This window comes from Snodgrassella sp. B3882 (assembly GCF_026535915.1).
In the GTDB taxonomy this organism is placed as follows: Bacteria; Pseudomonadota; Gammaproteobacteria; order Burkholderiales; family Neisseriaceae; genus Snodgrassella.
Map to the genome: position 1 here is coordinate 1,307,570 of NZ_JAFNPF010000001.1, position 12,609 is coordinate 1,320,178.

A 12,609-nucleotide genomic window follows, 5' to 3' on the forward strand; every position below is an offset into this window, starting at 1 on the left:
CGGCAGCTCATGCCACTAATTAAGTCAGAGATATTAAAGTAAGATAATGAATAAAACTGATGCACGCCATCAAAATGCATTGCGCCACTTGCAAAAAATGCTCGGATATACATTTAAACAAGCTCAATTTTTGCGACAAGCTTTGACTCATCGCAGTTATAGTGCTCAACATAATGAACGTTTTGAATTCGTTGGTGACTCTATCTTAAATTATACCGTTGCCAAAATGTTGTTCACCGCTTTTCCAAAATTATCTGAAGGCGAATTATCACGCATGCGTGCTAATTTGGTTAATCAGGAAACTTTAGCCAAAATTGCGACAGAATTAAATGTTGGCGATGCATTACTCTTGGGCGCAGGTGAGTTGAAAAGCGGGGGCTTTCGCCGACCCTCAATTCTGGCTGATGCCATGGAAGCGTTATTTGCTGCGGTCAGCTTTGATGCGGATTTCAATACTGCTGAGTTGGTAGTACGCCATCTCTATACTGAAAGAGTAAAACAAATTAATCCTAATGATAGCGGCAAAGATGCCAAAACCCGTTTACAGGAAGGTTTACAAGCTCGGCGGTTAGGATTACCCAAATATCGGATAATCGGGCAAATCGGTGATATCAGTGAACAGCAATTTGTTGTTCAATGCGATCTGGGTGAATTAGGTTTTCAAACTCAAGCCAGCGGGCATAGTCGACGTGAAGCGGAACAGCAAACAGCAGAGACTGCGCTCAAATGGTTAGAGCAAAATTATCCATCTGGCAAACTGATAAAAAAGTAGTTTAAGTACATTGGTAAACTTCATGAAATTTGTTGGGATAATATTATTACTGTTCGCCAGCATGGTGATGGCTAAACCAATCAAAGTTTCGCAAAATAGTTATCCCACTATAAAATATAAAGCTGGTAAAGAGTACTTAGCCGAACAATTGAGCAGATCGGAGCAAAAAGATCGTTTTGGTCGCCATTTTTTTGCTAATCCACAAGAATTTAGAAAAATTTTGGCTTTGGTGGATCCTGAATTAGCCGCTCAAGGTAAATGGCATTCAATGGGAATCCAGCCATGGCCTAACCATCCAGGAAATTACATATTCATTGCTTGTGATCACCAGACCAACCAAGACGAGCAGTTTTTTTGTCCAGATCCAGCGCAAGGTAAAACCATCATAGCCTTGTTAAAATATAATGCAAAAAAAGAATTTATACTGGCGGCTAAACCTTGGATCAATGATGGTGAAGCTCTAGCCGGAGATCGCGATGACAGGAATAAGGCATTTTTATTAAGAGACGGTGATAGCGATGAAATTATCGGTAGGGGGCGCCCAGCAGGTTTTGATTTTACCCGCTATCGATTAAGCGCCAAAGTGTCAGCGTTTGGATTGAAATACATTGTTACCCATTATCATCGTCCTACTAAAACGATAGACGAAGGCGTCATGCTTTTTGCTGTCATCAACGGTCATCTACGTCCACTTATTAATGTCCCTACTTATCATTTAGCTTTTGATACCGAAACAGGAGACGATGGTACTATCCATTTGAATCATGTATTTGAGGAAAATATTTATCCACTTATTGTGCAGTCGAATTCTTATAAAGGTATGCATATTGTCGATTGGATAGATCAACGCAAAAAAGGCTTCTGGGCCACTCGGTACGTTTGGGATGGTATTAATCGATATCGAATTTATATATCTTATGGCTCTGATTAACAAGAAAAATTACCGCATCATAGGTAATTCTATTGTCAGCATAAAATCTCGGCATTCAACTTAAATCTGGTATGATGTTCACTGTAAAATCTTTTGATTTTTAAGGTGATTTTGCCTGATAAGTTTAGAAAGTCATCGGTTAGATTCATCAGCAATTTGCTTTTTCGATAGGTAATTTGATCTAAATTTTGGACTATAAAAATGAAATATTTATGTTTATTTCTGTTACTGGTAAGTCATTTGGTTAACGGCAAAGTGGTTCGTTCGCTTGATCAAGTGGATGCCGCTATAAAATATTCAGCGAGGCAAAAATATTATGCACAAGAAATGTATGGTGCTAAACCCGATGATTTATTAGGCTTTGATTTTTATAAAAATCGTCAAAACTTCAGTAAAATTTTACGTGTTATCGATCCGCGGTTATCTTCTCCGCGTGAATGGGATTTTATCGGTTTAAAGCCTTGGCCTAGTCAAGCAAATACTTATATTTTTATTGCTGGCAGACAAAATGAAAATCCTCAAAACAGAAAAATAGTCCTTGCCGTTGTAAAAAAAGATCAACACGGCGCATTTTCATTGCAGGCTAAACCATGGATCGATGTGTCGGATAGCCCAATGACTAATGCATTTTTAATGTCTGATGATATTGGAAATATAGTCACTGGGATGCCTGTACGCTATGATTTTGCGCCATATCGTTTGAGTCCGAATGTCTTAGCATTTGGAATCAGATATGTAGCCCATACTTTTTATGCCGGTGGCAGTGTGAGAAATGAAGCCATGACCCTGTTTGCAATTATTCAGGGTCAATTACGTCCGGTATTTGCAGCGGATACCTATCGTTTAGCCGACTATGCCGGAGAATGGCTTGAAGATGGCACCCGTGATCGTGATATTCAAGAAAATAAATATATTATTCAAATTTTGCCCCATTCTACCAATGGAATGAAAGATTTAAAGTGGTCAGAACATGGCAAAGGTAAGAAGGACAAACCTGTTATCTATAGATGGAATGCCGCTAAAAAGGAATATGTTCAGTCTTAAGTTGGCCCAAGATTATCACTACGTTATGGTGTCTGATTTCGCCGCTACCCATTTAAGAAAATATAGTTTAATGAATATTTGATTGTTTTTTGTTTGAATTCTTAGTTAAGGGAATGATTTATTACTTATGTGGACTAAATATGATGTCTGAAGTTACCAATTCTGATTACATTGCTCATTCGGATCAATTTCGCTGCGGATTTATTGCTATTGTTGGTCGGCCGAATGTAGGTAAATCAACCTTGATGAATCATTTGATTGGTCAAAAAATCAGTATTACCAGTAAAAAAGCGCAAACTACGCGGCATAAAGTAAACGGTATCTATACTGATGATGAAGCTCAGTTGATATTCGTTGATACTCCAGGTTTTCAAACTTATCATCGAAATGCACTGAATGACCGGCTAAATCAAAATGTGACTGAAGCGGTAGCGGGCGTGGATGTGATTGTATTTGTGGTTGAAGCTTTACGCTTTTCAGATGCTGATCGGGAAGTGTTGCAGAAATTGCCGCGACATATTCCAGTGGTTTTGGTCATCAATAAGGCCGATAAAGCTAAGGCCAAAGATGCAGAGGTGATGCAAAGTTTTATCAATGAAGTTAAGGAAGAATTCGCTTTTGCTAAGGTTCAGATTGTCAGCGCCAAACATGGTTTAGGTATTGCACAATTAGTGCATACGCTTAAACCGATGCTACCTGTTGGCATTCCTTTGTATCCTGCTGATATGGTTACGGATAAATCCTCTCGGTTTCTGGCGATGGAAATAGTGCGCGAAAAGCTATTTCGCTATTTGGGTGAAGAGTTACCTTACGCCATGAATGTAGAAGTTGAACAATTCGAAGAGGATGAAGGGATATACCGCATTTATATCGCTGTGTTGGTGGATAAGGATAGCCAAAAGGGGATATTGATCGGTAAAAATGGCGATAAACTGAAGAAAATTTCTACTGAAGCTCGTCTGGATATGGAAAAGCTATTTGAAACTAAGGTATTTCTGAAAGTATGGGTAAAGGTAAAATCTGGCTGGGCCGACGATATACGTTTTCTACGTGAATTGGGGTTGTAAAGCTATCATTTTTCTTTTAAATCTCTAAGTTGTTGAAATTATAATCATTCATATAGACTATTAGAAATTTTGGAAAATACCAAGCGGATTAGCTAATATGGCTATTTCGCTTTGATATTTTTTACGAGTGCTGATTAACTCAATTTTATTGGTGCTCGCTGATTGAGATGATCAGTGATGAATTTAAACAAACTGGACTGTGATATCTTAGGCTTATTTATTTTATGTTATGCAACATTTTGCAATTTGTTCACCAGAAGATTAGCCAGGCAGTATGCATGGGTGATACGGTCATTGATGCAACCGCCGGGAATGGTCATGACACGGTTTTTTTAGCTCAATTGGTTGGTAGACAAGGTCGAGTATGGGCATTTGATGTTCAATCTTCTGCTTTAGCCTCAACGCAGGAAAAACTTCAACAACAAGATTTATCTGCACAAGTTAGTCTCATTCAGTCGGGACATGAGTGTATGGAAAAATATTGTCAACATGGTGTGAAAGCAATCATGTTTAATCTGGGTTATTTGCCCGGTGCAGATAAACAGTACACGACGCAAGCAGCCACCAGTCTGCAAGCCATTAAAGCTGGATTAAGCTTGCTTGCAAAAAATGGTTTGATGAGCATTGTTTTATATCCCGGCCATGCACAGGGCAAAATTGAAGCTCAAACCATTGAAAATTGGGTAAGCAGTTTGTCGCAACAAGAGTTTGCGGTATTACAATATCGATTTATCAACCGTGTCAATGATCCACCTTATGCGCTGCTATTGCATAAGAGGGTATAATATTACTTTAGAATAACAGTATTATTATGTTATTGATGTATTTTATTACCAGCACAAGCATATTCTGATCACCACAATTGGGGGAACTGGCTGATGAATGTTAAAAATTTCCTGGCATTAGCTGCTAGTGTATTACGCCGTTTAGATGCGGTATTACCACCATTAACCCAAGAGCCAGATTGGTCGGCCATCGCTTTTCGCTGGCAAAAAATCGGCAGTAAAGGGGTTTTAGAAAGTCTACCACGGCCTCACACTTTTGCTTTAGACCGTTTGGCGGCGGTGGATGAGCAACAACGGCAATTAGTCCGCAATACAGAACAATTTCTAGCAGGACGTCCGGCTAATAATGTTTTAATGACTGGCGCTCGGGGCACCGGTAAATCTTCACTGGTTAAGGCTCTGTTGCACCATTATGCGCCTGAAGGTTTGCGTCTGATTGAGGTAGATAAGAGTGATCTGCTGACATTACCGGCTTTGTTGCCGATGCTAAAAGCCCGTCCGGAAAAATTCATTTTGTTTTGTGACGATTTGTCGTTTGAAACCGGTGAAGACAGCTATAAAGCACTGAAAACGACGTTGGATGGTGGTTTGTCCCAACGCTGTGATAATGTATTGGTGTACGCTACCTCTAATCGGCGGCATTTGATGCCGGAATATATGACTGAAAATCTGGCTAACCCACAAGGTGACGAAGTTCATCCACAAGAAGCGGTGGAAGAAAAAGTATCATTATCTGATCGCTTTGGATTATGGTTGAGCTTTTACCCATTTGATCAGGAAGCGTATTTACAAGCTGTACAAAACTGGCTGGAAGATGCTGGTTTAACAATGGATGACATCAGCAAAAAGGCCGCATTAAACTGGAGTCAGAGTCGGGGCAGTCGGTCTGGTCGAGTTGCCTGGCAATTTGTCTGTGATTGGGCGGGTAGAACGCCTGAACAACGAATAACTGACTAGATATTTGCGGCAGCAATGCCTAGATTTCTCACTTAATCATTTTTTTATTTTTTGTACAAACTAACGTAATCAATTATTCAGATTTAATATAGATCATGAATGGGCGAAACCGGTTAATGATCGAATAGATCCGTTTGCTGCTGATCCGGCAATACTTGAACATTTTTTTCACCCTGCGCAAAACGAATATGTAGATGTTGACCCAGTTTGAGCTTGCTGCCGTCACGAATCACATGCCCTCGTTGATCTGAAACAACGCTATAACCTCGAGCCAAAATATTTAAGGGAGACATAGCCGCTAACAACAGGCTTTGTTGTTGTAAATTTTGCTGGGCATGGGTGAATAATTTATTCCAGCTTTGCTGCAATTGAATGTTTTTTTGCTGCAAATATTGCCTTGCATAGGCTGTTTGCGGTTGAGATGCCTGTAACGCTCGTTGCAGCCCGCTTAAATTTTGTTGTTGCTGTTTTATCTGTCTGACTACGCTTATTTGTAGTTGATGTTGTATCTCGAGCAATTGCTGCCGTTGTTGCTGCAAGTTTTGTTGTGGATGTTTTAATTGCCGAGCCAGCCAATCCAATTTTTGGGAGGCATCATAGTAGTGTTGCTGCAAAAGTTGAATTAAGCGAGCTTGCCATTGTTTGACTTGCTGGCGCAAATGATTCAGGTCTGGGCTAACTATTTCTGCCGCTGCTGTGGGGGTAGGCGCACGAACATCAGCAGCAAAATCTGTTAAGGTAAAGTCGGTTTCATGACCCACTCCGCTGATGGTTGGAATTTCACTGTTGGCCACAGCCCGCACCACGATTTCTTCATTATATGACCACAAATCTTCGATGCTGCCACCTCCGCGGCAAATGATCAGCACATCAGCCTGTTTATGTTGGTTAGCCGCTGCTATAGCGGCGGCGATTTGGTGCTCACTGCCAGCACCTTGCACAGCGGTAGGGTAAACAATCACCCTGATACCACTATGACGACGGCGCAGGGTGGTGACCACATCACGTAATGCTGCGGCAGCCAGACTGGTAACGATACCGACCACTTTCGGTGAAGCCGGTAATATGCGTTTGCGTTCTGCAGCAAATACCCCTTCGGCAGTCAACTGTTGTTTTAACCGTTCATAAGCTTCATATAATTGTCCTAAACCTTTGTGACGTACAGCATTGACGGTAATCTGAAATTCACCTCTGGCTTCATAGATACTGATTTTACCCGCCACCTCTAAGTGATCACCTTCTTGCAACGGACGACTCAGTTGTTGCGCCACGCCTTTGAATAAGACACATCTGACTTGCGCGCGCGCATCTTTAAGGGAAAAATAATAATGGCCACTTGCCGCACGGGTTAGATTAGAAACTTCCCCTCCAACCCATAAGCCAACTAAATGGCTTTCTAATAGTTGACGGGCACAAGCATTGAGTTCAGAAACGGTTAAAGCGGTGGAATCAAAGAGGGTAGACATAAGCACATGGTATTTTACACAGTCAGATAGAGATTATTATACGTGGTTTTCAACCCAGATTCAGGTAATCATGATGGACATGGTATAGTTGTGATATGTAGGAGTAATCGAATATTAGCATGGCAGCAATAACACAAATTATCGAGCAGCATTGGCACAAGCAAAATCAGTTGCTCAGCATCATTTTATGGCCCTTGGCGCGCATTTTTCAGTTGGTTAGCGCCATAAGACGGAAAATGTATCAATATGGCTGGCTAAAAGCAGCCTGTTTACCTTGTCCAGTAGTGGTGATGGGAAATATTCATGTGGGTGGAGTGGGCAAAACGCCGCTCGTAGCAGCATTGGTTCGATCGTTACAACATCAAAATATTCAAGTCGGCGTGATTAGCCGCGGCTATGGTCGAGTAAGCAAAGAAACTATTGTGATTGATGCGCAAACCCCTGTTGCGTCTGCCGGAGATGAACCATTGATGCTATACCGACAGCTCAATATACCGATTGCTGTGGCCACTACTCGTTTGGCCGCCGGACAAGCTTTGTTAGCGCGTTATCCTCAGTTACAGGTTTTGATTAGCGATGATGGCTTGCAACACTATGCATTAAAGCGTGATCTGGAAATTGTGGTCATTCCAGCCGCTGATGTGGGAAAAAAACTGGATTTGTTACCCAACGGACCGCTACGAGAGCCATTGTCCCGCTTGCAATCGGCAGATGGAATTTTATTTTCTCAAGGCGATGCAGAATTGATGCAAAATACTCAAGTTAAAAATTGGACTAGCGGTAAATGGCATGGTTACAGCACTTTAACTTATGGGCAATTTTATCGCCTTAATCAGCCTCAACAACGGGCAGTTGCTGCCGATTTTGCCAGCAAGCGCTGTGCTGCAATAGCCGCAATAGGTAGACCAGAGCGTTTTTTTCAAGCACTCACTCATTTGGGTATAGAACTATGTGCTACGGTAAAACTGGCTGATCACGCCGCTATTGCAATTGCTGACTGGCCAGATGCAGATGTGGTCTTTATCACTGAAAAAGACGCCGTTAAGCTGACTGAACCATTACCGCAAGAAGTTTGGGTTTTACCATTACAGGCTGAAATTTTTCCCAATCTGGGCGAATGGATTGGACAACGTTTAAAATTAATCTGATTAGTATGGCTAAAATATGACTAAACTTGGCCACGTTCCAGGTTTAATGGTGAAAATAGATGTCTTGTTGCACGTCTAGATGATAAAATTAGCCTTTATTTTGACGCATGGCACTGCCAATATAACATTAGCATTCAGACGTGCTGAATCATTGCAGAGTTGGCAAAAAAGGATATTATGTTTGTAAACCAGCTGCGATGGCTAGAAGGAATCAACATGAAGCAACAATATTTGGATATTTTGGTGTGCCCGCAATGCGGTGGGAAGCTGGAATGGCATGCGCCACAGCAGGAACTGTGGTGTCGCTCTTCACGTTTGGCTTATCCGGTTAAAGATGGCATCCCTTATATGCTGATTAATGAAGCCCGTGCGCTAACTGATGAGGAATATGCAACAGTATGACCGATTTTGTTGTTTTGATTCCGGCGCGGCTATCTTCTACGCGCCTGCCCAATAAAGCATTGGCGGATATTCATGGCAAGCCAATGGTGGTTCGGGTGGCGGAACGCGCAGCTTTAAGCCAGGCCAGTCGTGTCGTGGTGGCCACTGATCACGCGGACATTCTCTCCGCCTGTCAGCAACAGGGTGTTGAGGCGGTGTTAACCAGCAATGAGCATCAAAGTGGCACCCATCGTCTGGCAGAAGCCGCGGCTATATTAAATTTATCCGCAGAAACCTGCGTGATCAATGTGCAGGGTGATGAACCTTTGATTGAACCCGAATTGATTAATGCAGTGGCTCAGCAGTTGCAACACAGCAACGCACCGATGGCAACAGCAGCGCATCGATTAACTGACTATGCCGATTTTATCGATGCCAATTGCGTTAAAGTTGTACTCAATAAAAATCAGCATGCCATCTATTTTAGTCGCGCGCCGATACCATGGCCTAGAGATTTGATGCATTCAGGTCAACAAATCATTCCGGCTAGCATGCCAGTTTATCGCCATATCGGAATTTATGGTTATCGGGTGGAGTTTTTACGCCAGTATATTAATCTGGCTGCTTCACCATTAGAACAGATTGAATCTTTGGAACAATTACGCGTTTTATGGCACGGTTATGATATCGCAGTACAAATTACTGCTCATGCGCCCGCTGCTGGGGTAGACACCGCTGCTGATCTGGAGCGTGTCATTGCCAATTGGACAAATTAAGTGTTACTGTCTGATTTCTAGATTGAATATCTTTAGCAATTTTTTTCAGGAAAACAAATGAAGATCTTATTATTAGGGGCTCCTGGTGCCGGAAAAGGTACACAAGCGCAATTTATTACTGCCGCACTGAATATTCCGCAAATTTCTACTGGTGATATGCTGCGTGCAGCGGTAAAAGCGGGGACGCCGCTGGGGTTGGAAGCCAAAAAAATTATGGATGCAGGTGGGCTAGTACGTGATGATATTATTATTGGTTTAGTCAAAGAACGTATTGCTGAACCTGATTGTGCTCATGGCTTTTTATTTGATGGCTTTCCTCGCACCTTGGCTCAGGCTGAAGCGATGGAAAAAGCCGGGGTTCACTTGGATGCAGTCATTGAAATTGCCGTTCCAGACGAAGTCATTATTGAACGAATGTCTGGTCGTCGCGTTCATCTGCCTTCTGGTCGGACTTATCATATTGTTTATCATCCACCTAAAGTTAGTGGCAAAGATGATGAAACAGGTGAAGATCTGATTCAACGTGATGATGATCAGGAGGAAACCGTTAAAAAACGTCTACAGGTATATCATGAGCAAACAGAAGTCTTAATTGATTTTTATGATCATCAGCAAGGTGATCATGCACCGCAGTATATTAAAGTAGATGGTACACAACCGGTAGAAACGGTGAAAACCCAAATATTAGCTGCGCTAAAATTGTAAAACCCATTAAGCTGCCAGTCATCAAATGTGAAATGGCAGCTTTTTTATTTTAGTTTTGCTCATTGCCTGTGTCAGCTAATCGATAATCAAGGTTATCTAAGTGATCACAGTAGTCATAATTGGAGAGAGTACCAAATGAGTTATGCCAAAACAGCTGTGACTGCAGTTTTGTTGTTCTTGTGTGCCTTTGCCTTCGCCCGCAAAGACGATTCTTATAATCAACATTATATCGGTCCGGATGAAGATGCGCCGTGGGAAGAGAATGCCTTGCCTTTGCCAGCCTACCCACAGGGAAACGAGAAATGGGTCGATATTTATGTTAGTCAGACCTACAAAGGACATCCCAAACTAATGCTGGATAATATTGTGATCAACACTGATAAAACAGTACACTTTATTTTGAATCAGCAATCTGATCAGGGCATCAATAATTTAACTGCTGAAGCGATGCATTGCCAAAGTCGCAGCAGTAAAATTCTTGCTTATGGCGATGACGTGAATAAACGCTGGATTCAACCCAGAAACAGCCAATGGAAAGTGATCGGTACTACCTTAAATCAACTGGATAAAGTTCGTTCCGTGTTATATCAGACTTTCTGCGAAGACGGGCTGCCGATGAATCAGAAAGAGTTGATAGAACGTATCAATACGCGCGCAATGCGCTAAAAGGAAAATGCCATGAGCTGGCTAAGCGATATTCACATCTGGTGGCTGCTACTCATTGGCTTCGCAGCCGGCTTGATGGATGCCGCAGTGGGAGGCGGAGGCTTATTACAAATACCTGGTTTGTTTGGGGCTCTACCAGCAAATACCGCTGTTCCTGCTGTCATGGGGGTGAATAAATTCGCCTCAGCCAGTGGCACCTTCGTTGCCGCCATACAATATACGAGAAGAATACCCGTACCATGGGCAATGTTGTTGCCGGCCGCTGCGCTGGCTTTTGTCTGTTCATATCTGGGATCGCATGTGGTGGTTTATCTGCCAACCGCATGGTTGAAGCCTGCCATTCTGGTCATTTTGGTTTTAATGGCGGGGTATACCTTTCTAAAAAAGGATTTAGGACAGATTCAGCGTTCGACTCATTTGAGCCGGCGGGAACATGGGCTGGGTTTATTGATGGGCGCCTTGATCGGTTTTTATGATGGTGTTTTTGGTCCTGGTACTGGCAGCCTGTTGTCATTTATTTTTGTGCGTTTCTTTGCTTTTGATTTTATCACCGCAACCGCTTCATCAAAGATCATTAATTTGACCACCAATTTAGCGGCTTTGGTTTTCTTTATTCCAAATCATTTCGTCATCTGGCAATGGGCAATTCCGCTGGCAGTGGCTAATTTATGTGGCGGCATCGTAGGAGCACGCTTAGCGATGCGTGGCGGTAGCAAATTACTGCGTCAAGGATTTATCATCCTGTTGTGCATCATGATTGGCAAATTTGGCTGGGATTTACTCTATTAAGAGCTAGAAGATAGCCTAAAACTTTAAAAGAAAATAGCATTCTGATTCTGGATTACACAATCTAATGACTAGCCAATAAAAAAGTTAGTTCAAATTGCCAAACTGAATTCTAAGTTGGTTTCATCCTGATTGATTTGTCTCGTTGGTTAAGTACGGGTTATACATTAAATTTTTTGTTGTCTTTTGTGGTGAAAAAATTGTTGTAACAATTGCTGGCTTTCCTCAGCCATCACCCCACCCAATATGGCAGTATGGCTGTTGAGCTGTCGATTTGAAAATAAATCAATCACACTTCCAGCCGCACCAGTTTTGGGTTCTCGAGCGCCATAAATCACTCTATGTACTCGAGCCTGAATCAAAGCGCTAGCACACATGGCACAAGGCTCAAGAGTCACGTAGACGTCACACTCCTGTAAACGATAGTTCCTTTGTTTTTGGCTTGCTTCTGTCAGTGCCTGAATTTCCGCGTGATAACTCACATTATGATCAGTGATACAACGATTGTAGCCTAAACCAATAATATTATTTTTATAAACAACTACCGCGCCAACAGGTACTTCACCCAGTAACTGAGCCTGATGCGCTGCCATTAATGCATGACGCATCCAGGATTCCATGTTTTCTTTTGCAGGAAATATCGCTACCGGCGGATGTTGTTTGAGTTGTTGTCGCCAATATTCTTTCTCTTTTGTGCCTATACTTTGAACGCTACAGTTTTCTACTAGAGCAATTAATTGCCATAATACTCTTTCAGTAGTACCTGTACTCATATTTCGCAGCTGTAAAAAAGTTGTAATCGGGCCACGGCGCTGCAAATCTTCCACATTATGTATATCAAGTTGTTTTAAAATAGTAATCGTTTTATGTGGTAATGGGGGCGTGGTCATTAAAGTATTCATAAGTCAAAACAAAATTAAGGTACTTTATCCTACTATAAATCAATTTGGTTCAAGTGCATAAATGATGCCTCATTATTTTAAATTTTTATTATCTTTGAATAAAAATCGAACGATATCACATTAAATATTCATCCTTATATTTAACAGCAGGATATTTAAAAAAGTTGTTTTCTAATTTCAGGTAAAACTTTTAAGTTTTGATTTCTTGTTAGGAAACTGAAGT

At 41.8% G+C, this 12,609-nt stretch carries 14 protein-coding genes; 12 read left to right on the top strand and 2 right to left on the bottom strand.

Annotated features, from left to right (window positions below; genetic code table 11):
- Positions 1-46: 46 nt before the first annotated feature.
- The 6 genes from rnc (at position 47) to J3U68_RS05560 (ending at position 5,556) form a co-directional block, all read left to right on the top strand.
- Entirely contained in the window at positions 47-772 is a 726-nt protein-coding gene (gene rnc, locus J3U68_RS05535) for a ribonuclease III (RefSeq protein ID WP_267375377.1), read from the top strand.
- A gap of 22 nt (positions 773-794) precedes the next feature.
- Positions 795-1,703: a hypothetical protein gene (locus J3U68_RS05540; protein ID WP_267375379.1), complete on the top strand. Its 909-nt coding sequence runs from the start codon at positions 795-797 to the stop codon at positions 1,701-1,703.
- A gap of 201 nt (positions 1,704-1,904) precedes the next feature.
- Positions 1,905-2,747, top strand: a complete 843-nt coding sequence (locus tag J3U68_RS05545) for a hypothetical protein (RefSeq protein ID WP_267375380.1) — start codon at positions 1,905-1,907, stop codon at positions 2,745-2,747.
- A gap of 143 nt (positions 2,748-2,890) precedes the next feature.
- A complete protein-coding gene (gene era, locus J3U68_RS05550) occupies positions 2,891-3,814 on the top strand; it encodes a GTPase Era (RefSeq protein WP_267376220.1) in 924 nt (307 codons plus the stop codon).
- A 278-nt stretch (positions 3,815-4,092) separates the two neighbouring features.
- Positions 4,093-4,599 carry a tRNA (mnm(5)s(2)U34)-methyltransferase gene (locus J3U68_RS05555; protein WP_323811428.1) on the top strand — a complete coding sequence of 169 codons (507 nt, stop codon included), beginning with the start codon at positions 4,093-4,095 and terminating at the stop codon, positions 4,597-4,599.
- A gap of 93 nt (positions 4,600-4,692) precedes the next feature.
- Positions 4,693-5,556 carry an ATP-binding protein gene (locus J3U68_RS05560; protein ID WP_267375382.1) on the top strand — a complete coding sequence of 288 codons (864 nt, stop codon included), beginning with the start codon at positions 4,693-4,695 and terminating at the stop codon, positions 5,554-5,556.
- Between the two features lie 113 nt (positions 5,557-5,669).
- On the opposite strand, the gene xseA is transcribed toward J3U68_RS05560, so the two are convergent.
- Complete coding sequence (gene xseA, locus J3U68_RS05565) at positions 5,670-7,022, bottom strand: exodeoxyribonuclease VII large subunit (protein ID WP_267375383.1); 1,353 nt, start codon at positions 7,020-7,022, stop codon at positions 5,670-5,672.
- 119 nt (positions 7,023-7,141) lie between these two features.
- Between xseA and lpxK the strand changes: the two genes are divergently transcribed.
- The 6 genes from lpxK to J3U68_RS05595 all read left to right on the top strand — a co-directional run bounded on the left by lpxK (position 7,142) and on the right by J3U68_RS05595 (position 11,487).
- A complete protein-coding gene (gene lpxK, locus J3U68_RS05570) occupies positions 7,142-8,170 on the top strand; it encodes a tetraacyldisaccharide 4'-kinase (RefSeq protein WP_267375385.1) in 1,029 nt (342 codons plus the stop codon).
- A gap of 216 nt (positions 8,171-8,386) precedes the next feature.
- The gene (locus tag J3U68_RS05575) at positions 8,387-8,572 is read left to right on the top strand and encodes a Trm112 family protein (RefSeq protein WP_267375386.1); all 186 of its coding nucleotides are present in this window, start codon (positions 8,387-8,389) and stop codon (positions 8,570-8,572) included.
- The gene (gene kdsB / locus J3U68_RS05580; protein WP_267375387.1) at positions 8,569-9,327 is read left to right on the top strand and encodes a 3-deoxy-manno-octulosonate cytidylyltransferase; all 759 of its coding nucleotides are present in this window, start codon (positions 8,569-8,571) and stop codon (positions 9,325-9,327) included. Before J3U68_RS05575 ends, kdsB begins: the two co-directional genes overlap by 4 nt.
- 57 nt (positions 9,328-9,384) lie before the next feature.
- A complete protein-coding gene (gene adk / locus J3U68_RS05585) occupies positions 9,385-10,032 on the top strand; it encodes an adenylate kinase (protein ID WP_267375388.1) in 648 nt (215 codons plus the stop codon).
- Between the two features lie 135 nt (positions 10,033-10,167).
- A complete protein-coding gene (locus J3U68_RS05590) occupies positions 10,168-10,698 on the top strand; it encodes a CNP1-like family protein (RefSeq protein ID WP_267375389.1) in 531 nt (176 codons plus the stop codon).
- A 12-nt stretch (positions 10,699-10,710) separates the two neighbouring features.
- Positions 10,711-11,487: a sulfite exporter TauE/SafE family protein gene (locus J3U68_RS05595; RefSeq protein WP_267375390.1), complete on the top strand. Its 777-nt coding sequence runs from the start codon at positions 10,711-10,713 to the stop codon at positions 11,485-11,487.
- Positions 11,488-11,651: 164 nt separating this feature from the next.
- Here the strand turns inward: J3U68_RS05595 and tadA are convergent, their stop codons facing one another.
- Positions 11,652-12,374 carry a tRNA adenosine(34) deaminase TadA gene (tadA, locus tag J3U68_RS05600; protein WP_267375391.1) on the bottom strand — a complete coding sequence of 241 codons (723 nt, stop codon included), beginning with the start codon at positions 12,372-12,374 and terminating at the stop codon, positions 11,652-11,654.
- Between the last annotated feature and the right edge of the window lie 235 nt (positions 12,375-12,609).

What these genes read in the sequence shown, in the direction of transcription:
- J3U68_RS05555 (WP_323811428.1), top strand. Translation starts at nt 4,093, where the DNA reads ATGGGTGATACGGTCATTGATGCAACCGCCGGGAATGGTCATGACACG.
- J3U68_RS05545 (WP_267375380.1), top strand. Translation starts at nt 1,905, where the DNA reads ATGAAATATTTATGTTTATTTCTGTTACTGGTAAGTCATTTGGTTAAC.
- lpxK (WP_267375385.1), top strand. Translation starts at nt 7,142, where the DNA reads ATGGCAGCAATAACACAAATTATCGAGCAGCATTGGCACAAGCAAAAT.
- xseA (WP_267375383.1), bottom strand. Translation starts at nt 7,022, where the DNA reads ATGTCTACCCTCTTTGATTCCACCGCTTTAACCGTTTCTGAACTCAAT.
- J3U68_RS05540 (WP_267375379.1), top strand. Translation starts at nt 795, where the DNA reads ATGAAATTTGTTGGGATAATATTATTACTGTTCGCCAGCATGGTGATG.
- era (WP_267376220.1), top strand. Translation starts at nt 2,891, where the DNA reads ATGTCTGAAGTTACCAATTCTGATTACATTGCTCATTCGGATCAATTT.
- kdsB (WP_267375387.1), top strand. Translation starts at nt 8,569, where the DNA reads ATGACCGATTTTGTTGTTTTGATTCCGGCGCGGCTATCTTCTACGCGC.
- J3U68_RS05560 (WP_267375382.1), top strand. Translation starts at nt 4,693, where the DNA reads ATGAATGTTAAAAATTTCCTGGCATTAGCTGCTAGTGTATTACGCCGT.
- adk (WP_267375388.1), top strand. Translation starts at nt 9,385, where the DNA reads ATGAAGATCTTATTATTAGGGGCTCCTGGTGCCGGAAAAGGTACACAA.
- J3U68_RS05590 (WP_267375389.1), top strand. Translation starts at nt 10,168, where the DNA reads ATGAGTTATGCCAAAACAGCTGTGACTGCAGTTTTGTTGTTCTTGTGT.
- rnc (WP_267375377.1), top strand. Translation starts at nt 47, where the DNA reads ATGAATAAAACTGATGCACGCCATCAAAATGCATTGCGCCACTTGCAA.
- J3U68_RS05595 (WP_267375390.1), top strand. Translation starts at nt 10,711, where the DNA reads ATGAGCTGGCTAAGCGATATTCACATCTGGTGGCTGCTACTCATTGGC.
- tadA (WP_267375391.1), bottom strand. Translation starts at nt 12,374, where the DNA reads ATGACCACGCCCCCATTACCACATAAAACGATTACTATTTTAAAACAA.
- J3U68_RS05575 (WP_267375386.1), top strand. Translation starts at nt 8,387, where the DNA reads ATGAAGCAACAATATTTGGATATTTTGGTGTGCCCGCAATGCGGTGGG.